Origin of the sequence: Yersinia frederiksenii ATCC 33641 (assembly GCF_000754805.1) — a bacterium.
GTDB lineage: Bacteria > Pseudomonadota > Gammaproteobacteria > Enterobacterales > Enterobacteriaceae > Yersinia > Yersinia frederiksenii.
Genome location: NZ_KN150731.1, coordinates 2,373,644 through 2,396,040 on the forward strand (window position 1 = coordinate 2,373,644; position 22,397 = coordinate 2,396,040).

Here is a 22,397-nt window from a genome sequence, read left to right on the forward strand (position 1 = left end):
TACCGTCAGGGTGATTTCTGCCGTAGCCGCTATAGTAATGCGGTTTAGAGTTTGTATAGCTGTTTGAGTGTTCTATCCCCAAACAACCTGTTTTTCACTTACCGGAGGTTAATGACCCAGTGGACCCTGTTCCCATAACCTACACCCTTTGGGTGGGCCGGTAAGGTCAATCCCCGCCTGACGTGGTTGCCTTATCGGATAACAATCTGATAGGCAGTCACTGCGCACTTCTCTCGCGTTGGTTTCTGCTGCTGATTTTTGCCCTTGCTACGGCAGGTTTGCCGTGGGCGCAACTTGAAATAGTCCAAAACACGATTTCAGGGAATGACAGTAAGGTTTGAACCATGCCAGTTAAAAATTTCACCCGGCAGTTGCTCAACGTATTGAGTCGTAACCTGCCCCGCCGCCTGATCCGCCGGGAAACCATGCTAGAAGGAGTTTCAGCGGGAAGTGCAGCTAAAGATATCCCCGCCGACCTGACTCGGCAGCGTTTGCTATGCGCCAATGCAACGCCACCGCAACTTTATCAACGTTTTCAAAGCCATCCGGAAGGGCTAACCGAGCAGGAAGCTGAAGCCATTCGCTTGGTCAGTGGCAGTAATCTGATTGAAAATCAGCAAGCTGTCAGTGGGTGGGTTCACCTATGGCACTGTTATCGCAACCCGTTTAACTTGCTATTGACTATTCTGGCACTGATTTCCTATGCCACTGAAGACCTCACTGCTGCGCTAGTGATTGGTGCCATGGTGCTAATTTCTACCCTAATGCATTTTATTCAGGAAGCTCGCTCCAACCGCGCAGCCGATGCCTTAAAAGCCATGGTCAGCAATACTGCCACGGTGATCCGCAGTGATGCCCATACCGGTAAGAGCGAGCACCACGAGCTGCCTATCTCCCAATTGGTGCCTGGCGATATTATCAAGCTCTCCGCTGGCGACATGATCCCGGCAGATTTACGGATTCTGTTTGCCAAAGACCTGTTTATCAGCCAGGCCGCCTTGACCGGTGAATCCCTGCCGGTGGAGAAAGTCGCGCAATGCCGTGAGTGTGACGAACAGAACCCACTTGAGCGAGATACGCTCTGCTTTATGGGCACCAATGTGGTGAGTGGCTCGGCACTGGCCATCGTTATCGGAACCGGTAACCAAACTTATTTTGGTTTATTGGCTGAGCGCGTGACTCATCAGGATGAGCAACCCAATGCCTTTCAAAGTGGCATCAGTAAAGTCAGTTGGTTGCTGATCCGATTTATGCTGGTCATGACGCCGATTGTGTTGCTGATCAATGGGTTTACCAAAGGTGACTGGTGGGAAGCGGCGCTATTTGCTCTCTCCGTCGCGGTAGGTTTGACCCCAGAAATGTTGCCAATGATTGTCACATCGACATTGGCAAAAGGGGCTGTAAAGCTGTCAAAACAGAAAGTTATCGTCAAACGGCTGGATGCTATCCAGAACTTTGGGGCGATGGATATTCTGTGTACCGATAAGACCGGAACTCTCACACAAGACAAAATCGTGTTGGAGAGCCATATCGACGTATTTGGTGCCAATTGTGAGCGAGTGCTGCGCTATGCCTGGCTCAATAGCTATTACCAAACCGGGCTAAAAAATCTTCTGGATGTGGCGGTGCTTTCTTCGATGACCGACTCCGACATCGCGAAATCTCAGTCGACCGATACTCTGGCGGGTTATCGTAAAATCGATGAGATTCCCTTCGATTTTGAGCGCCGTCGTATGTCCGTGGTCGTCAGCGATCAGTCTGATTATCATGAGCTTATCTGCAAAGGGGCGTTGGAAGAGATGCTGTCTATTTGCCGCCATGTCCGACAAGGGGATGACGTTATCCCAATGACGGATGCATTGATGGCCCGTATCCGTCGTATTACTGATGAGCAAAACCAGCAAGGGTTGCGAGTTGTGGCGGTTGCCACCCGAATTTTACCGGCTTATCAGCGAAATTATGCTGTTATCGACGAATATGACCTTATTCTTGAGGGATATATTGCCTTCCTTGACCCGCCCAAAGAGAGTACCGCACCGGCACTTCTGGCGTTGAAAAAGAATGGCATCAACGTCAAAATTCTTACTGGTGACAATGAGTTAGTAGCACGTAAAGTCTGTAAAGATGTTGGGCTATCGGTTGACCGAGTCTTGCGAGGCAATGATATTGAACAGATGAGCGAAGCTGAACTGACGCAAGCCACCCGCACCACAACCGTGTTCGCCAAGTTGACCCCAATGCACAAAGAACGCATCGTAAAAAACATGCGGGATGCGGGCCATGTGGTCGGCTTTATGGGGGACGGCATCAATGATGCCCCAGCCTTGCGGGCCGCGGATATTGGGATCTCAGTCGATTCCGCAGTCGATATCGCCAAGGAAGCCGCTGATATTATTTTGCTGGAAAAGAGCCTGATGGTGTTGGAACAAGGAGTGATAGAAGGCCGTCGCACCTTTGCCAACATGCTGAAATACATAAAAATGACCGCCAGTTCCAACTTTGGTAACGTCTTCAGCGTGTTGATTGCCAGTGCATTTTTACCCTTCCTGCCCATGCTGCCACTGCATCTGTTGATCCAGAACTTGCTGTACGATATTTCTCAGATTGCCATTCCGTTTGATAATGTCGACGAAGAGCAACTGACCAAACCACAGCGCTGGAACGCCGGTGATTTGGGGCGTTTTATGGTGTTCTTTGGCCCGATAAGCTCCATTTTTGACGTTTTGACCTTTAGCCTGATGTGGTGGGTATTTAAGGCTAATACACCAGAAATGCAGACACTGTTCCAATCTGGTTGGTTCGTCGAGGGGCTACTGTCTCAAACATTGATTGTGCATATGATTCGTACTCGTAAGATTCCATTTATCCAGAGCCGCGCCTCATGGCCACTGTGTCTGATGACACTGGCGGTCGTTGTCGTCGGTATCGGGCTGACCTTCTCACCACTGGCTGGGTTCCTGCAATTACAGGCGCTGCCACTCTCCTACTTCCCATGGCTGATTATGATTCTGGCGGGGTATATGGTAACAACGCAGTTAGTGAAGGGATGGTTTGTCAGGAGATATGGGTGGCAGTGATTTGAGTTTTATTTCAAATTTACAGGGAGAGACTCAGTTTAGTTATCTGGTTCGGTTGCTAGGTATTGGAGCTATTTTCGGTTGATATTCGTTTAGTGCTCAACATCAAAATCCAAAAACATGGTTTTGACCTTCATGTTTAAAAACACATTTGAGCAGCCGAGTGAAGAGTGTAGCTAGGGCAACCCGCCATGGACGGCGGGTTGAGGCATCAGAGGTGAGATAACCGCTAATCTTATGTCAACCGAAACAAAAATCTAAATTCGACTCAAACAATCAATCGCAATAGCCTTAAAACTATCAAAATGCTGGCTACTCAATAAACGGCTCATCGAGCGCTCGCGCACAAAGGTCACGAACAGATCGTAAATCGCCATGGCTTCTTCATAATCGGTTTTACTGATAGCCAGCAGGAAAATAACATGTGCGACTTCGCCATCCCCCCAGGCGATACCATTGGGAGCCAGTAAAGTGACGACCACGGTTTTCTTGGCTAATAGGCCCAGTGAATGTGGCAGCGCAATTCCCTCGCCTAACATGGTAGATACAATCGCCTCGCGCTCGACCACTGAGGGGTAAAAATCCGCATCGACAAACCCTTCTTCTTCCAACTGATGACAGACTTTTTTGAACAACTGCTCCTGAGTCATCGGCTGGTCGATAATCATAAAATGGTGACTATCAAAAAACTTTTCCAGCATGTAAGGCCGGGTGCGATCAACCAAAACTAGCTTACCCAACTGCTCCAACTGATATTCCGTCGGGAATGGCGACATCACCACCACCGGCTTGTTCTTTTCAGCTAAGCGAGAGTTAGAAATAATAAAATCTTCGTCGATATGGTCAAGATTTTCGTATTCACGCAGGGAAATAGTCTGTGTCATCACAATCTGCGGATACTTACGGGAAATCTGCGCCTGAATCATACGAGTGGTAGAATTGCCCGTGTCACACACCAACATCACCTGCGGATGGCGTTGATAACCAATATTATAATGACGCTCCAGCCCGACCCCGATATGTAACACCAGATAGCCAATTTCATTTTCACTCAGACTGTAAGGGGTATATTTCCCCCAACTGGAAACCGCTGCCAATGTCACATCATAAGCCATCGGATAGTGCTGTTTAATATTAGATAACAGTGGGTTGGGAATGGTAATTTGATATTTCACCCTAGTTATCATGGTCTTGATATGGGTGAGTAAATCAATCCGCAGTTGCTTATCGCCCTGCAAATTATAGTTATAGTGATCATTGATATACGAGAGGATGTAATCCACCAGCGTCTCTTCGTCATCGGCATTGATTTCACTGGGGCGGCTGGTACTGGCCTGACTGGCCTGCACCCGGCGAGCCGCAATATTGACACGCAGGTAAGCCTCTTCTGCCGCCGAAATATCTTTACCCGATAAGAGTTTGAGCTCATTAGCCAGACGGCCAGACGCCAACTTAACTGCTTCATCCACATCTTCTGCATCAAAATCAGATAATGGATAACCATCAGTGATGCGTTTTATCGCCACTGCGCAGTAGAAAATCAGGTATTGCTCACCTTCGTCGGTTAACCGTACGGCATATTGCGCTAATAATGCGTGCAATAATCCAGTCAATTCCGGGATGGTTTGGATACTGAGAAACTCATTTTTTAATAATGGGTTATCGGCGTCTTGCAGTTGCAATTGGAACAATAAATCTGTCAGGCAGGTCCGAATCGCCAATTCGGTACCAAACAATTTCATGCCATAACGTGGTTTAGTTTCAATTGTCAGATGGTAGCGGTTTAGCCTTTCTCTCACCTCAGCCATATCATTTTGTAATGTGCCACGGCTGACAAACCATTCATCGGCTAAATCTTCCAGCTTCAATGAAAAAGCAGAGGTCAGAAAACGAATTAACAGATAGTGAACCCGCTCATTGGCAGTGCGTGGAGTCAGGTGCATTTTGCGATTTTGTTGCTGTAAAGCACGAAAGCGCTCGGCGTCATCAACCCTTAGCCGGTAGCCGAAGCCCCGGTTATGCACAAAGTGCGCGCCATAATGCTCAAGGATCTCATTCAACGCCGTGATATCTGCCCGTACAGTACGTGTCGAGACCGCAAAACGTTTCGCCAACTCCTCCTGAGGCAGCGTTTCCGATTGCAGTGCATCGAACATATAGGCCAGACGTTGATAGGGAAATCTCACTGCTCCACTCCGTTGTTTAGAAAATCATTATTCAGAAGATAGCCCCTGCCAGCATCACTGTCGGGGGCGCATCTCTCATATCACTTTTTCTGCACCGGCGGCACAAACACCATTTGTGATGGACTGCCGACGGCGGTATAGCCTGGAACAAAGGTCAATTTGCCACTTTGCTGATCAACTTTAAAGCGGGTTATGTTATCGCTACGTTGATTCATCGCGTACAGGTAGTGGCCTGTCGGATCGAGTACCAATGTGCGTGGGTAATCGCCCCGCGTCCACACCTCTTCCACTGGTTTAAATTTACCGTCACCCGTCACCGCAAACTGGCCGATACTGTTGTGCAGACGGTTCGCCACGTATAAGAATTTTCCGTCTTTCGATAACGTCAAACCCGCAGCAAAGCTAGTCCCACGATAATCTGCCGGTAATGACGATACTGTATTTAACGGTTTCAACGTGCCTTTTTGTGGGTCTAGTTGATAGCTGGTCAGGGTTGAGGCTTCTTCATTAATTAAGAATAGCGTCTTGCCGTTAGGATGGAACACAAAATGACGTGGGCCAGCGCCCGCTGATGATGCACTGATATACGGTGGGTCATTAGCTATCAACTGGCCATTGTCTGCATCAAAGCGGTATTGATAAATCCTATCCAGCCCCAGATCGGTGGAAAATACAAATTTACCGTTGGGGGAGCTGGCAACCATATGTGCATGGGGGCCATTGTGATCACTGATGGCAAAACTCCCTTCCACTGCTGCTGCCGGTTTTGCTGCACCCGCCGGGCCTTCATCTTGCTGTACAGCGCTGGCATCAGACAGTTTACCGCCACTTTGCACCGGGAAAACGGCCACCGAACCACTGATATAGTTTGCCACCAACAAATGGCTGCCAGAGGGCGTCAACGAGAGGTATACCGGCCCCGCCCCTTGAGAATCCACCTGATTAATCAGTGTCAAACTACCATCGACAGGGTTAATGCTGTATGCCGCAATAGCACCGTGCTTACCGCCATTGTAGTCAGCCACTTCGCTGGCAACATATAGCGTCTTGCCCTGAGCATCCACCACTAACTGTGCCGGATTGGCCAATGAGCTGACCAAGGTTTTCCCGGTCAATTCACCGGTTTTGGTATCGACTTGTAGGCGATAAACGCCTTCACCATTCGGATTATAAGTACCGACATAAGCGAATGATTGATTAGCTGTTTGCTCGGCATGTGCCAGCGGATTAAACAATGCCACCGTTGCCAGTGCGATACCCGCTGATAGGCTTTTTAAGCCAGTCAGGTCGGTTAAACCAGAATCTGTTGAGCTGCTATGCATATGGATCCTTACTCATAGGGAATGGCTATCGAATGGTATGGAACTATCCAACCTCACAGTCAGGGCACCCGGTTGGGCACCCTGTGGACACTGACTTTCCGTCAAACTTTATTCTAATAAATCAAAATGTTATCGCCAGACAATCGCGCTACCAGAGCAGGCAGTTACGGCACAATCCGCTTCACGATATCCATTAGGGTTTTCACATCTTCCGGGCGAGTATTGCCAGTTTTACTATCAATAATGGAGCTATAAATATGTGGAATAATTTTTGTCACGCCGGCATCCAACGCGATTTGTAGGATTTGCTCGAAATTCTCCAGATCAATGCCACCGGTGGGCTCTAGCCAGAAACCGGTAGCGGCGCAAGCCTCGGCGACATAACGATATTCGTCGATAGAATCCAGCCCGTTCATTGGGAAGAATTTCACTGAGCTGCCGCCCATATCTTTCAGCATGGCAATCGCTGTGGTGATGGGTACAATGGCGTCTTTCTGTTGTGAACTGAGCGGGCCGGTAGAAATCTTCACGTAACCCACTTTAGTGGTCGGTGAAATCAGGCCATTGACGACAGTATCGTTCTGGCCCAGCAAGGCTCGACTCGCGCCAACACCGGTAAAAACCTGGTTCACATGTTGTGGTTGAACCTGCTGCGAAATCTGGCTGACCATTACCGATTGCTTAGGGTCACCGGCTCCCAGACCAACAGACAAAGCATTATCGATAAGTGCGGCATACTCGCGCATATCTTTGACAGCGCTGTCGACATCCGGGTAATTCTTCGATAACACACCCACCAACACATGGCCTTCAGCAGCCTGATAAATCTCGCGCGCATTCTCTTTTGAACCGGCCAGCACATTCAGGCATACCCGGTCACGATAATAATTTGGCGTCAATTTCATGACTCAGGCTCCCTTAACCAAATGGTTAATACAGGTATAAATCGTCTCAAGTTGCGGTGGCGTCACACTGCGCACATCGACTTCAATCTTGCCTTCGTTGGCTTTATAGGCGCGGAAATAAATCGCAATATCACCATTTTTGAGCGCCTCAACCAATTCTGGCGTTGAACGACCAATTTTGGCTTCATCAAAACTGATTTCAGTCCGCGCAATATCACGCCCAGCCGCATCCCAAACCACTTGGGCTGAAATACCGTCGATGGTATTTAACTGACTGATAAACGGTGTCATTTTCTCAACCATTTGCTGGCCAGTTTCTTTCTCCAATGTCATGTAACTTTCAATGGCGCGGGTTAGGCCAAGAATACCCTCTTTGCCCACTTTCATCGCCCGACCAATGCCACTGGATTGCAACTTCACCCATTCGACATAGGTTTTCTTGCCTAATACCAAGCCACTGGTTGGCCCTTCAATGGCTTTAGCGCCGCTGTATATCACTAAATCAGCACCCATTTGGTAGTAACACTGCAAGTCTTCTTCTGCTGCCGCATCGACAATTAATGGCAATTGATGTTTGCGTGCGATAACCACTGCTTGTTCGACTGATAAAATGCTTTTTTGTACCGAATGGTGGGATTTTATGTACAGGATCGCCGCAGTATTCGGCGTAATCGCAGCTTCTAGCTGTTCAGGCAGGCACTCATTGGCATAACCAGCTTCTACCACTTTACCGCCACCCAATGTCACCATAGTATCGACTGGCGCACCAAAGTTAACGTTATGGCCTTTCGGCAGCACGATTTCATGGGGCACAGTGCGAGGGGCTGCATGCAGATTAACCAGTAAATTCGCATTGTCTTTGATAATCACGGCGGCAACCGATTGGGCAATCCCGGCCGATGCACAGGACACGACCACCGCACTTTCAACATTCAGTAAACCCGCAATGTAAGCACCGGTTTTATTCACCAGATCTTTCATTTCAAAGTAATGATTCAGCCCCAATTCCATGGCCTCGATCACATCTTGTCGTGGCGTCGAAACGCCCAGCATTGTCATGCGGCCAGAAGCATTAATCACCTGCTTTAACTGGTATTTTTCATAGACTGAAGACATCTTTTAACTTCCCTTCGTCAGTTAATACTAAGTCACCGGCAACGACCGCAGCCAGTGGCACCAGATACTTTTCACCGGTTACCGATTTGCCTTCTGAATCATTGAATACCTGAGGCTGCTGTTTCAGCTCAAAAATAGTCAGATCAGCGTCATAGCCCACATCCAATACCCCTTTATGGGTGAGACGCAGTGCCTGGGCGGCATTTTCTGTTACACAACCAATGACTTGCTCAAGACTCAAGCCGATGGTGAAAAATTTGGACATCACAGTCGCGAGGCTATGCACCGGTCCGCTAATACGGTTGCGGCAATAGATGTCGGAACTGATGGTGTGTGGGTAAATACCTTGCTTGATAGCAAGTTCTGCGACCTCGAAACTGAAGCTGGCACTGCCATGGCCAACATCTAATAATACGCCGCGTTTAAGTGCGCGTTGGATAGACTCACGCAAGGTACCTGCGGGGGTTAAAATTCGATTTGGCTTGCCGTTGTAGCAGTGGGTAATAATGTCGCCCTGTGTCAATAAATCGGCAATTTCATCCAGATCCGGCGGGTTATTACCAATATGCACCATGAGCGGTAATTGATTATTTTCTTGCTGAATTTCTTTAGCGCGTACCAGTGGTTTGATGCCGTTTTTACCCACTACACTGCTGCTCATTCGCGCTTTTATCCCAATAATAAAACCGGGATTACGGGCTATCGCCTGACTGACCGCTTGCTTATCAATCTGCGCCATATCGGCTAATTCGTTTTGCGTAACAATGCCGGTTTTTGCAATATTCAGGAAAGCATAAACGTGAGTTTTGGCAGCCCGAGTTAAGCGGTAAAAATCATCCACATCGTTGGAACCAGTACTACCCGCATCAACAACCGTAGTGACGCCGCTGGCAACGCCGACTAAATCAGCTTCATCATGATAAATAGGCGAAGCGGGATAACAGTGAACATGAGAATCAATCCAACCCGCACTGAGGTAATATTTCCCGGCCAGATCCAGCACTTTCCTGGCCGAACAAATCGGAGATTTTGTTTGATTGTCTTTATCCGCAGAAATAACGGCATTGATTGCCACTATTTTTCCGTCATTAATTGCGATATCAACCTGACGACCGTCAACTAATACCGCCCCGGTGATAATAAAGTCATACATTATCTTATCCCTTTTTTACTTGACGCCGCAGCGGGGTAAATATCCAGTTATTTGAATATTTACCCCGTAGTTCAGGAGATCGCGACTGGGAAAATAGAGCCTAAAATCATAGCTCCCAAAATTGCACCACCGGTGATAGGTTTATTCCACAGATAAAACAGTAATGCGCCAGCTAAAGAACCAATCCCAATAGGAATAGATGCGGTAATAGCTGACAGAATAATCAGTGGACCTAAGAAACGACCAGATGAATTACCTGCACCCATCATGACATCCGCACCGTATGTCGAATTACTTTGGTTAATCGTGAATTTACGCGCCAAAATAATCAGATAACCGATTGCTAAACCAATAACCAGACCGGTTACCAAGGATGCAGCAAAGTTAGCCACCGGGAACACAAACCCTGCACCCAGTAATAATGCTGGCACACCCAGACCAACCCCAGTCTGAATTGCACCACCGATATCCAAAATACCAACCAGTGAACCTTCAATAATACGAGCAAATAAGAAACTGGCACCAAACGCAGCCACTGCGCCATAAACCCCAGTATCCATTCCTGCCCGTAACATTGAAACAAAGGCCACTTCGTTAAATGCGCCAATACCATATAGGTAGTACATATGGGTACCAGCAAATACGCCGGAGGATAATAATCCTACAAAGATCGGAAATGACCAGTCGGCATACCAGAAATTATTCTTGGTTTGTTCATCCATCATCAAGCTCCTCTCGCTGTGTTATTTTCCGCTCAATGCGTTATGAATAGTTTCAAGCCACACTGGTGCACTCAGACTGAATGACTCCAGGAATTTCATATCGAATCCGCGGAAGAAACCACTAAGCACGAATAACAAAACAATGACTGTCATCATGATTTTAGTGACTTTATTCCAGCCGCTTTCTTCAACACCTTTACCAATTAAAATACCTAAAACCAGGCCCGGTACTGCGTTGCCCATAATCAACTGTGCCAAGCCGCCAAAAATAGTGGCCCAGAAGCCGGAACGTCGCCCTGCATCAATGGCCGCCAGCCAGAAAATAACAGGCATCACAGTGTTAACCAGAATATTCGCCGCTGGGACCAATACTTTAATTGCAGTGACCTGTAATGCCGCCGGAACCGCCGATGCAGTGGTATTTAGGAAGCTAACAACAATGACCCCAATAATCCCACAAGCAATCGCCATTTTTTTCGGGTTATGCATTGTCTCCGCCACATTGCGATTTTTAATCATCAATGCTGCGGCACCCCAGTTAGGAATAATGCGGTGGTCAACGTCCTGAGTAAAAGCACCTGCAGCAACTGAAGAGGCCCAGGCGTTGAAGAAGAACCCTAATCCAAAGGAGAAATGCGAAGCTGGATCACCCTCACACGAGTTCAACTCGCCCAAGGTACGAAACGCCCCCATTCCCTGTATGGTGGGCGCATGGAACATACGGGCGGCCCCAACACCAACCCCCACGCCAACCAGTCCGCCGATAATAATCGACTTAAAAAGAATGATTAGAAACATCAGTATATCCTTTTCGCTAATCGCAATAATCCAATGTTTTGGAATTGCGGCTTCAAGAATGAAGGTTGCATTGTTTTTATTTAGAAACGAAAACAACCTTATCTGTATTAATGATTGTTACGTTCACGGTAATATCGAGTTCAACGCTGTACGTCTTTCTTTCCCGAGGCAGAAAAAAGAATAAAAACTTTTCATTTTTTACTGATAATTCTGCTTTTAATACTTTTACGTCTTGTGGTTCAATCCGCAGTAAAATATTTTGTGTCGACTTCAACACAGTATTCTGGACATTACCGAGTGCATTGGCGAAGGCTTTGGCTTTAGTATCGCCTTTGCCTTTGACCTGCACTTGGGTGGTATATTGCTCTTTCATTATGGCTGACCATATTTCTTGATATAGGCTTCCACTAACTTCTGTCCTAATTCCTCTTTATCCATAAAGCCAAAGCCCAGTACTTTGCAGCCTTCATTTATTGCCGTCACACCTTCTTCGACTGAACGCATGCCGTACTTTGCTTTGTAACCATATTTATTTTGGGCGGTAATAGCACCGGCACCACCACTGCCACAGAATGAAATACCGAAATCTGCTTTTTCGCTATTCATCACATCACCCAATTTCATATCTGCGGCAACACCGGGAATAACCACCACGCGGCCACCAGCTAATTCAACGCCTTGCCCAACTTTCTGGCCTTTTCCTAAACGGTCGCCAATCACAACGGTAATTTGACTCATAGTCTCTTCTCCAGATCAGTATTTTATGGGTTATTATCTTTCGCTACTTCAAAATGCACCGACAACAAATAAGCTTCTTCAATAGGTAAATTGGCAAATTTATCGACCACCTGCTGCGCCATTTGCATCGAATGTGCTGAAATCTCATCAAATAATGATTTCTCCACTTCAGGTAATGGTTCGCCAGTTATTGAACGCAGCACCATGGCCCGAATATGTGATGTCAACATTTGCTGCTGAACGGCATTAGTAAAAATATTCTCGGCATTTAACATCGCGGTAATTTCAGCTAATACCCGCTCGGTGATGATAATTGCTTCCTCCATTCCAGGGTTCTCGGCTGCATTCAATGCGGCTACATCATTCACGCTGGCAATCCTCTATTCCTTGCTGCTACCACTTTCTGACTACAAAGATAAGTTCAGTTATTTATCTGTCGTCCCTTGCCTCTGCGCTATAACATCACCCTACCCGCAAGCGGAATAGGTGTGTAGCGGCATTTTTTCCAGTTCAAAGTGGAAATGTAATGTACCGGTGGGATCACTTTCGCAAAATACAGATGTTAGATAGCTAACTTAATCATTAACAACAAAATAACTTTCATATAAATACCCGATGAAAGCTGGCAGCGGAAAAAAGTTCGTGATCCGGATCTCTTTCTTTTCTAGCCGGAAGCGCCTAATATCAGATTAACATTAAGCTATTTTCTAACACCCCCTCTCCTATGGCGTGGGGGTGTTGTTTTTATGTTTTGCTGAAATTGAATTGGAGAGTGGTATGACCAAGCCAACCATCACGATTAACGAGCTAGATGCTGAACGTTTGGATGCGTTACTGGCGCAACCGGCTTTTGCCGGTTCTGTGGTCGCAACAGCGCTCAATGAAGAACTGGATCGTGCAGAAATCCTACCACCTAACGCCATTCCGGCTGATGTGGTGACCATGAACAGTCGCGTTCGTTTTCGCGATCTGAACAGCCAGGAAGAGCATATTCGCACATTGGTTTATCCCGCATCGCTGAAAGACAGTAACGAGCAACTCTCAGTTATGGCCCCATTAGGTGCCGCACTGCTGGGGCTGCACGTCAATGACGAAATTAGCTGGAAACTGCCGGGTGGGGATGAAGCCCGTATTACCGTGCTGGAATTGCTGTATCAGCCGGAAGCCGCTGGCGAGTATCACCGCTAAATCTGGCAAGCTATGAGTAGAGGGAATATCTATCCTATTTATAGCCAGCTAAAGAAGGGTAATGGCGATTGCTATTACCCTTGATGGCTAGGCTAGATTGAGGTTAACGGTATTTTTTATGGTAGGTATCGCGAGTGACTTTAAAGCCCTGCGCCGCTTTTTTTGCTTCATCCAGTTTGCCTTGATCCGCTAATGCCTTCGCCTGATCAATTTCGCCAATCAACAGATCTAAACCATGACGAAAATCTTTCACCTCTGCACTGCCTTCACCCAAACTTTTTAACTTAGTTGGGATGCCTTTCTGTGCATCCAGAGCCGCAGCCCGCATCGCAGCTAAACCTTGCTTCATCACATCAGTGGAGTCGGCTTTAAGTACCTTGCCATAATTCTCGGCAATGGTATCCATATTATCGGCCACACTGGCCGCCATCGCTAAACTGCTGGCGCTGAGTAATACTGCCGCCATTAACGCCATCATTTTCTTACCCATGCTCACATTCCTTATATACCCTTCGCTTTGGCGCTACCTGATTGTGGCGCCAATGACTCTGGGTAGGGTTATTGTTATCAGATCATTGGTACATTGCTCATACTTAACATAGGCAATGGATGGCAAAACTGACAACGATTTTTTATTGCCAGTTGAAAACGAGGGAATTATACAAATGAGGCAAAAGGTGAGAGAGGAGTTAGATATCAGCAATAAGCAGCAATTTTTTCTCTATTTTCCGCGATTAAGATGACGCCCCATTGAGTTGTATCGGGATGCTTGCTCCAGATTTTATCTTCTGGAATGCTGGCCCCATTATAAGGAACTCGATCGCCGCTATAGGGGTAAAACTCGCCGACTTCAGAATCGAGAATAAACACTGCCAGCTTATCTGACTCCCGTGCAATTTTCTGCCACAGCGCCTGACCGGCTTCATATTGTTTATTGTCGCTCATTAAAATAATACCGCACTTAAGCACTAAGACTTCATAAAATAGTGTTGCAAGCCCTTGACCACGTTCCTCCAGCTCAACCACCATCCCTTCTACTTGAAAGAGCCTGGAATCCTCCCAAAACCGCTTAACAGCAAGGGTTTTTTCACCAAACTCTTGCCTGGCTACCAGATCAAGACCCGCAATAACCCGATGACGCGGTATACCGTTAAAATCCTCCATTTTCATACGGATAATGGCTGCTTTCGGTACTTTTTCGTCAAAAATAACGCCATATTCTGTATTAGATAACTCAAATTCATGAATTAACGTAAATTCTCTGGCAACGGTTGCTGGGCTATAAGTACTTGGCATCACAATCATATTTGAACTTCCCCGCATCAATACCGGCATAATCATTATCCCTTTGACTATAAAACATCCATTTAAGTTGGGGAAGATTAGCATGTCAGGGAAATGAACAAACAAAACCGCCAGTATTGCTACTGGCGGCATATGGCACGAGAATATGACAGATAGGTTATTATTCGCCTGCTATCTTCATGGCGGGTAATAAGATAGAACCGCACTGAATGTTACTGCGGGTTTCAATATCACTGCCTATGCTGACGATATTGCGCAGCATGTCTTTCAGATTACCGGCGATGGTTATCTCACTCACCGGATACTGAATTTCACCGTTTTCAACCCAGAAACCTGCCGCACCACGGGAATAATCACCGGTAACGGTGCTAACCCCCTGGCCCATTAGTTCAGTCACGACCAAGCCTTTATCGAGCTGCTTAAGCATACCCGCGAAATCCTGCCCTTGACCGGCAATGCGCCAATTATGGATGCCACCTGCGTGCCCAGTGCTTTGTAGCCCCAACTTACGGGCAGAATAGCTGGTTAGCAGATAAGTTTGCAGCACCCCGTCCTTGACGATTTCCCGCTGCACCGTGCGCACACCTTCACTGTCAAATGGCGTTGAGGCCAAGCCGCGCAGTAAATGTGGATGCTCTTCGATAGTTAACCACTCTGGCAGAATTTGCTTGCCGAGATGGTCGAGCAGGAAGGTTGATTTGCGATAGATATTGCCGCCGCTGATGGCCGAAACCAAGTGACCAAACAGCCCAGTGGCAACTTCAGCAGCAAACAGTACTGGCGACTGCATAGTCGGTAATTTACGCGGTGATAAGCGAGATAAGGTACGACGGGCGCACTCTTCACCAACCCATTCCGGGCTGGTTAAATCTTCTATCCGCCGACCAATGGTATAGGCGTAGTCGCGCTCCATATCACCATTGTGCTCGGCAATAACACTGCTAGACAGGGAATGGCGGCTCGAACAATAGCTCTGCAGCATGCCGTGGCTATTACCAAAGACCTTGATGCCATAGTGACTGTTAAAACTGCCACCTTCCGTATTGGTAATCCGCTTATCTGCTTGCAATGCCGCCTGCTCTGCTCGAGCAGCTAACAAGATACCTTGCTCGGCATCTAAATCGCTCGGATGGAACAAATCCAGATCCGGAGCATCAAAGGCCAGCAAAGATTTTTCAGCCGGGCCGGCATAAGGATCTGGTGAGGTATAGCGAGCAATATCTAATGCCGCCTGCACCGTACGAGCTACTGCGTCTGGGTTTAAATCAGTGGTAGACGCACTGCCTTTACGCTGCTGGTGATAAACGGTAATACCCAGCGCGCCATCGCTGTTGAACTCCACGTTTTCCACTTCACCAAAGCGAGTGCTGACGCTGATTCCGGTGGTTTTGCTTACGGCTACTTCGGCCGCATCAGAACCCGCGCGGGCCAATTCCAAAGCCTGTGCAACTGCTTGTTCCAGCGTTTTACGCTGTTGTGCAACTTGAGTGACTACTTTCATCAGTCTGCCATAATTAATGAGATAATCGTTCAGGAAAGTGTCGTAATACGACCACTTACACGGATAAAATAGAGAACACCATGGTTCTGAGTCTATCAGAGATCTTTGTACAATTTCGCAGAAAGCCAACAACCTGCTACGATTAGCCTCTTTTTAAGGAATTTGACCATGAACAAACAGCCCGAAGACTGGCTAGATGAAGTCCCAGAAGATAAAAACGACGATGACGATGAGATCATCTGGGTCAGTAAAAGTGAAATTAAACGTGATGCCGAAGCGCTAAAAGACTTGGGTACCGAGCTGGTTGAGCTAGGTAAAAACGCTCTGGAGAAGATCCCATTGGATGAGGATCTGCTCGCAGCTATTGAACTGGCGCAGAAGATTAAGAAAGAAGGTCGCCGTCGCCAGATCCAGCTCATTGGTAAAATGCTGCGCGCTCGTGATGTAGAACCGATTCAAACGGCATTGGATAAGCTGAAAAACCGCCATAACCAACAAGTTTCGCTGTTCCATAAACTGGAAACACTGCGCGACCGTTTGGTTGAAGAAGGTGATGATGCCATCCCAACTGTATTGGAATTGTATCCAGATGCTGACCGCCAGCAGCTGCGCAGCTTGGTACGTAATGCTCAGAAAGAGCAAGCCACCAACAAGCCGCCGAAATCATTCCGTCAGATCTTCCAGTATCTGCGTGAATTAGCAGAGAAGCAGCAGTAATTGGGCAACAGATAGAATCTATTTATTAGGCGCTATTTTCGCAGACAGCTTGGGCACGGACAGCGCGCAGAACCCAGAGCGTACATATGGTCTTATCAAACCTGAGTACGTGAGGCGTTCGAGCACTGCCCAAGCTCAAGAGGGTAAAAATAGGCTAATCAGGCAATATTAAACCGTAAACTGCCCGCCAACTCTTCTTCGGCTTCTTCCAACAGCAGCACAATGGCCCCAAAACGGCGTTTCCGGCGGTGATTGAAATGGATAAACTCAATCTCTACCGGTAAAGCTATCTCGCCGGTTACGACATCCCACAACGCATCCAGATTGGCACCAAAACCTTCGTTCAGCGCAAACTGTTGGGAAAATGCGCGGTAAAATGCAGGAAGGTCCGGTATATGGTCAAAATCGAATACCACCTTTACCATCTTTTCACTCCATCCGAATGAAATGCTTGTAGTGATCCTGAGTCAGATAAATCAGGCCGTCATTGGAGTAAAGCAAACGATCACTACCACGATGCCCACAACGATAATTCACATCAGCTTCACGCCAATTACGGCCTTTAGCTTCGGGTAATTGACGTTCACGATTAGAAAAACGATCACCGCCAATTGCTCTGCCCGGTAACACTTTGCACAAATTACCATCCTTGGGATTCCAGCCCTTTTCACGCGCTTGTTGCTTGGTAATATAAAAGTCCGGCAGGCGATGATGCGCTTGCAAATATTTTGCAACCTGCTGGTGCTGGGTGAGTTGCTCAATAGAAACCGGGACCGATGACCGCGAGCGCTCCAGATCCGGAGACTGGCCGATGTCACGTGCCGTGACACCGTCAATACCCTGAAATGCGGCCACCGCCAGCAGCAGTATTGCCCCCAGAATAGTGATAAGTCGCTTATTCATGGTTCTCCTTAACCCTCAAGCTGCTACTCATTGCCATAATCTATGCCGTATCATCTGATTTATAAATTGCCCAGATGCAGAGTTTTAACTTCCATAAATTCATCTAAACCCAGCACCGAACCTTCACGACCCAGACCAGATTCTTTCACACCGCCGAAAGGAGCCAGTTCGGTAGACACCGAGCTTTCATTGACACCAATCATACCGCTTTCCAACGCATCTGAAACCCGAAATACCCGCTGCAAGTTCTGAGTATAGAAGTAAGCCGCCAGCCCGAATGGCGTGTTATTTGCCCGCTTGATCACTTCATCTTCGGTCTTGAAACGGAAACAGGCCGCCAGCGGGCCAAATGTCTCTTCAGAAGCCACTTTCATTTGCTCTGTTGCATCGGCAATCACCGTCGGCTGGAAGAAGTTTCCACCTAACTCATGACGACTGCCACCGGCTAACAACCGGCCGCCCTTCTCCAAAGCATCTTTTACGTGGTCTTCCACCTTCTCAACACCTGCCAGGTTGATAAGTGGCCCCATGTTGACGTCTTGGTCCATGCCATTGCCCACTTTCAGCTTGTTAACTTCGGCTGCCAAGCGGTTAACAAACTCGTCGTAAATACCATCTTGAATATAGAAGCGGTTGACACAAACACAGACTTGCCCGGCATTGCGGAATTTACAGGCCATGGCTCCGGCAAGTGCGGCATCCAAATCGGCATCATCAAACACGATATAGGGAGCATTCCCACCCAGTTCCATGGAGATTTTCTTCATGGTAGCTGCGGCATTGCGCATCAGAGTTTTGCCCACTTCAGTCGAGCCGGTAAAGGAGATTTTACGCACTTCAGGGCTGGCCATGATGGCGTCGCTGATAGCCTGGGTATCACCGGCAACCCCATTCAGAACCCCCGCAGGTACGCCTGCCTGCTGTGCCAATGCCAGCAAAGCAAAAGCAGATAATGGCGTATTGTTGGCCGGTTTAATCAACCCGGTACAGCCAGCAGCCAGTGCAGGCCCTAATTTGCGGGTAAGCATCGCCAGTGGGAAATTCCAGGGAGTGATGGCAGCCACGACGCCAACTGGCTCACGAGTTGCCAGAATGCGGGCTCCTTCTTTGGCAGGTGGAATGATTTCACCATTGGCACGCTTAGCTTGCTCACTAAACCATTGAATAAAGCTGGCGGCATAAGCAACCTCGCCTAATGCTTCTTTCAATGGTTTACCTTGCTCAGAAACCATCAGCTCAGCCAATGATTGCTGGTGCTCCATGATCAGTAAATACCAACGCTGGAGAATCTCTGCCCGTTGTTTCGCTGGGGTTTTGCGCCAGGCGGGGAATGCCTCGCTGGCGGCTTTAATCGCGGCTTCTGTTTCTGTTTTACCGGATTTCGCCACTCTCGCCACCAATACGCCAGTGGCCGGATTGCGAACCTCGAAAGTGCCTTGCGCCTGATGCCAGGAACCTCCGACAAAATAGCCGATATGATAAACACCGTCGCTCTGTTGTTGGCTTTGTAATGGGTTTTGTGCTGACATCTTGTCGACCTCCTGAGGGAAATGATGCCCCCCATCAATGGAAGGCTAGGAAGGATGGTTCCAGATTCAGTATAGCCCTTGATAAAGCTATGGGAACAGCTTAGCCCCTGTCAATCCGCGATTATATCAGCGCACTCTGATAACGGTGCAGCATATCCGCCAGCCGTTTTACTGGACGAGTGACTGAGTCAGGAGTCTGATAATCAACCAATTTTTGCTGATACTGATCCAGCTCCTGCAGCAATCGGGCGAAGTAATAGCGCCGTTTCTGGGAGTTTTTCGCATTGATCACTCTATCAGCGGTATAGCGGATTTGCTTATGGAAAGCACTCAGTTCAGCATTAAGCGGAATTTCCGTCTTATTGAGCCGTTGATGAGCGATAATCAAGGTTAATGCCAGCCGATATTTGTCGATGTCGCCGGGAAACATCATTAATAACTGGTTGAGTTGCTGATACAAAGCCGGTAAATGATTTTCACTGCGCTGGGCTTTATTGGTGGTCAGAGCGGATACCGCGCTGTAAACAAAGCGGTTCAGTAAGGTTCTGCCAGTTCGCTCTTTGGCATTATCACGGATCAGCAGCAAAACAATCAGGGAAACGAAGCAGCCCACAATTTGGCCTAATGCGCTGTCGAGAAACAGACTGACATTGAACTCCATCGGGTTACTCAACACCATAATATTGATGGTGCTGGCTAATGTCCCCAGCGAACCCAAGCGCCGCTTTTGTACTTCAATACCAATAATGAACGCCAGCAACCCTAAACTAATACACAGCAATAACATGCTCTGTTGAGTAGCGGGAATGATAAACATAAAGTAAAGCGCCCCGATGGGCAGCGCCATAATCACGCCCAACAGGAAGTCTATCGCCACCATCCGCGGATTTGGGGTGCGCATCGCCAGCGATGTCACCACGGCGATCATCACCATACAACCCGCTCCTGATGTCCAGCCGGTCCATAACCAGAACAAACCGCCGATAGCGGTAGCGATACCGGTACGCAGGCCATTAATCATGGCGTGATGACCTTCTGCGGAGACATGCTTCACCGGGACATCTGAGGCCAGAATGTCTTCCTCTACCCGGCTGATACTACTGTTTGTGTGAATACCTTTCGATAGCAATAAATAGCGAGTTGCTGCGCCCACCCAGCTGCTGATGGTATGCGGGATAGCGTCACTGTGGCTGGCCCCTATAAACTGGCGCAGTTTTTTCATCCGCTGATGAATGTCCGCCGGTGTTTGTGCCGGTTCACTCAGCATCGACTTCAATTGTTCGGTTAATATGTCGGGATGATTGACTAGCACCAGATAAGTTTCGCACGCTTGGGTTATCAGCGTTAATGACTCGGCATGTAATACCCGCAAACGGCGATTACAGCGTTGCCAGCGGGAAGACTCCATCATTAAATAGCTGCGCATCCCGTTGAGTGCAGTGGTGTTTTTGACTAAATCATTCCAGGCACGATCAATATCGGTTTTCTCTGCTTGATGTATACACAGTTGCAGAAGCTGGTATTGATCCACCAAGACTTTGTCTACCAGCCGATCAATATCCTGCTTAATAGATCGCGGTGAAAACAGCAGGTCAGCCATAACTGCACAGACGATCCCCAACACAATCTCACTACAGCGCTCCACCGCAAATTGGGGAGTTAGCAGCGGAGTTTCGCCGGTCGTCACAATGATGATAAGTGCGGTATAACCTGCTAAACCAAAGGCATAAGAGTTTTCCACCCGCACCAATGATGAGATCCAAGTACACAGCCCAGCCCACAAGCAGCAGAGCATCAGCGTCAATACCGGCGCTCTGATGGTCAGAACAATGATAATCAAGCCGCCAATACAGCCGATAAATGTTCCGATAATACGCAACCAGCCACGGTGGCGGATCGCACCGGAGAAAGGTTCTCCGCCCGCGGCAAAAGCTGGGCCTGCAGCAACAATCGCCGCTGTTAGCACCGACCAACGCGGCGTTTCCAATTGCAAATGAAAGCCCAGAAACAGCGCGGCCACAATGGCAAAACTGAGCTTAAAAGCAAAACGCAGGCGAATGAAAGTCGGGCTGCTCATCTTAGCCAAACTCGCGCAGACGATGCATCAGCTTAATCATTGGCGATACCTGATTGGGATCGCGATCATTCGATCCGGTGATAACCACCGTTGCGGTCGTCCCTGCCGGATAGGGATGCTGTTGATCCTCATCATCCAAGCGGATCTTCACTGGCACACGCTGCGCCAGGCGAACCCATTCCAGATTATTATCAATAGTCGCCAGCCCTTTGCTATCTATACTGCTGCTGCTGTTGGTGACACCTGCAGAGATACTGTCGACGGTGCCATGCAGAATACGGTTACTACCAAGTGGGGTAATTTCTGCCCGATGCCCCGGTTTAACCCCTTCCAGCTTGGTTTCTTCCAGGTAGGCTAAAATATAGAAAGTATCTTTTTTCACCAAGGCAACGGCCGTTGCACCGCGGTTAATAAACTCGCCGGCATGAACATTCAGGTTGGTCACCCAGCCTTCTGCAGGCGCGCGCACCACAGTTCGCTCCAAATCAAGTTGAGCTAAATCACGCACCGCGATAGCTTTTGCCAGTTGATGACGGACGGTTTGCAGCACATTGCTAGATTGGTCAATCTCTTCTTGTGACAGAGCCTGAACCCCTAAACGTTGACGTCGGCCAGATTCACGCTGTTTTTCAGCCGCCAGTGTTTGGTAATAAGCCACATCAGCTTGCGCTTCGGCCAGAGCCTGTTTATAGCGCGGCTGGTCAATGACCAATAGGATTTGGCCTTTCTGCACCAATTGGTTGTCCTTAACCGGGACATCGGTCAGCAAGCCGCTGACGTCCGGTGCAATAGCAACAACATCTGCGGTAAATTTAGCATCACGGGTCCAGGGTGATTCGGTGTAAAAGGCCCAGACCTTGAAGACAGCAACAATAGCCAGTAAAACCACCAATAAGGTGATGCCGATGCGGATTATTTTTAATGAAAAAGTACTCACGGCGACCTCAGGAAAAAAGACGAGATATTAAGTAAAAAAGACAACCGTACAGTGCAGTATTAAAGAGTGCCGGATGCCAGACAAACTCATAAATACCGGTGGGTTGTAACACACGGCGCAGAACAAAAAAGAGTGCCAGCGAGAGCAGCAGCTCAACAAATATCGGTGGAAAAGAAAGGCCGAAAATCACCATCACCGGAAGCAAACTCATGTTTAAATCCTT

General features: G+C 48.1%; 22 protein-coding genes. 3 read left to right on the forward strand and 19 right to left on the reverse strand.

Annotated elements, in window-relative coordinates:
* The first annotated feature begins 344 nt into the window (after positions 1 to 344).
* Positions 345 to 3,077 carry a magnesium-translocating P-type ATPase gene (mgtA, locus tag DJ58_RS11200; RefSeq protein ID WP_004710963.1) on the forward strand — a complete coding sequence of 911 codons (2,733 nt, stop codon included), beginning with the start codon at positions 345 to 347 and terminating at the stop codon, positions 3,075 to 3,077.
* Positions 3,078 to 3,334: 257 nt separating this feature from the next.
* On the opposite strand, the gene DJ58_RS11195 is transcribed toward mgtA, so the two are convergent.
* The 10 genes from DJ58_RS11195 to DJ58_RS11150 all read right to left on the reverse strand — a co-directional run bounded on the left by DJ58_RS11195 (position 3,335) and on the right by DJ58_RS11150 (position 12,385).
* Positions 3,335 to 5,263, reverse strand: coding sequence for a BglG family transcription antiterminator (locus DJ58_RS11195; RefSeq protein WP_004710965.1), 1,929 nt, complete (start codon positions 5,261 to 5,263; stop codon positions 3,335 to 3,337).
* 80 nt (positions 5,264 to 5,343) lie between these two features.
* Complete coding sequence (locus DJ58_RS11190; RefSeq protein WP_004710966.1) at positions 5,344 to 6,585, reverse strand: lactonase family protein; 1,242 nt, start codon at positions 6,583 to 6,585, stop codon at positions 5,344 to 5,346.
* Between the two features lie 164 nt (positions 6,586 to 6,749).
* A complete protein-coding gene (gene dagF, locus DJ58_RS11185) occupies positions 6,750 to 7,490 on the reverse strand; it encodes a 2-dehydro-3-deoxy-phosphogluconate aldolase (protein ID WP_004710967.1) in 741 nt (246 codons plus the stop codon).
* Between the two features lie 3 nt (positions 7,491 to 7,493).
* A complete protein-coding gene (locus tag DJ58_RS11180) occupies positions 7,494 to 8,606 on the reverse strand; it encodes a DgaE family pyridoxal phosphate-dependent ammonia lyase (protein ID WP_032911552.1) in 1,113 nt (370 codons plus the stop codon).
* A complete protein-coding gene (locus DJ58_RS11175) occupies positions 8,590 to 9,759 on the reverse strand; it encodes an amidohydrolase/deacetylase family metallohydrolase (protein ID WP_004710971.1) in 1,170 nt (389 codons plus the stop codon). Before DJ58_RS11175 ends, DJ58_RS11180 begins: the two co-directional genes overlap by 17 nt.
* 71 nt (positions 9,760 to 9,830) lie before the next feature.
* Positions 9,831 to 10,481, reverse strand: coding sequence for a DUF4310 family protein (locus tag DJ58_RS11170; RefSeq protein ID WP_032911553.1), 651 nt, complete (start codon positions 10,479 to 10,481; stop codon positions 9,831 to 9,833).
* Between the two features lie 21 nt (positions 10,482 to 10,502).
* Positions 10,503 to 11,279, reverse strand: coding sequence for a DUF4311 domain-containing protein (locus DJ58_RS11165; RefSeq protein ID WP_004710975.1), 777 nt, complete (start codon positions 11,277 to 11,279; stop codon positions 10,503 to 10,505).
* A gap of 76 nt (positions 11,280 to 11,355) precedes the next feature.
* Complete coding sequence (locus DJ58_RS11160; protein ID WP_032911554.1) at positions 11,356 to 11,652, reverse strand: DUF4312 family protein; 297 nt, start codon at positions 11,650 to 11,652, stop codon at positions 11,356 to 11,358.
* Positions 11,652 to 12,017, reverse strand: coding sequence for a glycine-rich SFCGS family protein (locus DJ58_RS11155; protein ID WP_004392359.1), 366 nt, complete (start codon positions 12,015 to 12,017; stop codon positions 11,652 to 11,654). Before DJ58_RS11155 ends, DJ58_RS11160 begins: the two co-directional genes overlap by 1 nt.
* Before the next feature lie 23 nt (positions 12,018 to 12,040).
* Positions 12,041 to 12,385, reverse strand: coding sequence for a PRD domain-containing protein (locus DJ58_RS11150; RefSeq protein ID WP_004710977.1), 345 nt, complete (start codon positions 12,383 to 12,385; stop codon positions 12,041 to 12,043).
* A gap of 409 nt (positions 12,386 to 12,794) precedes the next feature.
* Here DJ58_RS11150 and rnk point away from each other — a divergent pair, with 409 nt between their 5' ends.
* Positions 12,795 to 13,205, forward strand: coding sequence for a nucleoside diphosphate kinase regulator (gene rnk / locus DJ58_RS11145; protein ID WP_005174306.1), 411 nt, complete (start codon positions 12,795 to 12,797; stop codon positions 13,203 to 13,205).
* A 103-nt stretch (positions 13,206 to 13,308) separates the two neighbouring features.
* Here rnk and cybC read toward each other — a convergent pair whose 3' ends face one another.
* From cybC to pmbA, 3 genes are all read right to left on the reverse strand, one after another.
* Entirely contained in the window at positions 13,309 to 13,695 is a 387-nt protein-coding gene (gene cybC, locus DJ58_RS11140) for a cytochrome b562 (RefSeq protein ID WP_004710981.1), read from the reverse strand.
* Positions 13,696 to 13,901: 206 nt separating this feature from the next.
* On the reverse strand, positions 13,902 to 14,546 hold the full coding sequence (locus DJ58_RS11135; RefSeq protein ID WP_071985046.1) for a hypothetical protein: 645 nt from the start codon (positions 14,544 to 14,546) through the stop codon (positions 13,902 to 13,904).
* A 124-nt stretch (positions 14,547 to 14,670) separates the two neighbouring features.
* The gene (gene pmbA / locus DJ58_RS11130; RefSeq protein ID WP_004710983.1) at positions 14,671 to 16,011 is read right to left on the reverse strand and encodes a metalloprotease PmbA; all 1,341 of its coding nucleotides are present in this window, start codon (positions 16,009 to 16,011) and stop codon (positions 14,671 to 14,673) included.
* A gap of 168 nt (positions 16,012 to 16,179) precedes the next feature.
* Between pmbA and yjgA the strand changes: the two genes are divergently transcribed.
* Entirely contained in the window at positions 16,180 to 16,728 is a 549-nt protein-coding gene (yjgA, locus tag DJ58_RS11125; protein ID WP_004710987.1) for a ribosome biogenesis factor YjgA, read from the forward strand.
* Between the two features lie 158 nt (positions 16,729 to 16,886).
* Here the strand turns inward: yjgA and DJ58_RS11120 are convergent, their stop codons facing one another.
* The 6 genes from DJ58_RS11120 to aaeX form a co-directional block, all read right to left on the reverse strand.
* Positions 16,887 to 17,153 (reverse strand): barstar family protein, encoded by a 267-nt coding sequence (locus DJ58_RS11120; protein WP_032911556.1) that lies wholly within the window; start codon positions 17,151 to 17,153, stop codon positions 16,887 to 16,889.
* A 4-nt stretch (positions 17,154 to 17,157) separates the two neighbouring features.
* Positions 17,158 to 17,631: a ribonuclease gene (locus tag DJ58_RS11115; RefSeq protein ID WP_004710991.1), complete on the reverse strand. Its 474-nt coding sequence runs from the start codon at positions 17,629 to 17,631 to the stop codon at positions 17,158 to 17,160.
* Between the two features lie 59 nt (positions 17,632 to 17,690).
* Positions 17,691 to 19,160: an NAD-dependent succinate-semialdehyde dehydrogenase gene (locus DJ58_RS11110; protein ID WP_004710993.1), complete on the reverse strand. Its 1,470-nt coding sequence runs from the start codon at positions 19,158 to 19,160 to the stop codon at positions 17,691 to 17,693.
* A gap of 121 nt (positions 19,161 to 19,281) precedes the next feature.
* Positions 19,282 to 21,237: a p-hydroxybenzoic acid efflux pump subunit AaeB gene (aaeB, locus tag DJ58_RS11105; RefSeq protein WP_004710995.1), complete on the reverse strand. Its 1,956-nt coding sequence runs from the start codon at positions 21,235 to 21,237 to the stop codon at positions 19,282 to 19,284.
* Position 21,238: 1 nt separating this feature from the next.
* Entirely contained in the window at positions 21,239 to 22,174 is a 936-nt protein-coding gene (gene aaeA, locus DJ58_RS11100; protein WP_004710997.1) for a p-hydroxybenzoic acid efflux pump subunit AaeA, read from the reverse strand.
* 7 nt (positions 22,175 to 22,181) lie between these two features.
* Complete coding sequence (aaeX, locus tag DJ58_RS11095) at positions 22,182 to 22,385, reverse strand: p-hydroxybenzoic acid efflux pump operon protein AaeX (RefSeq protein WP_004710999.1); 204 nt, start codon at positions 22,383 to 22,385, stop codon at positions 22,182 to 22,184.
* Positions 22,386 to 22,397: the final 12 nt, after the last annotated feature.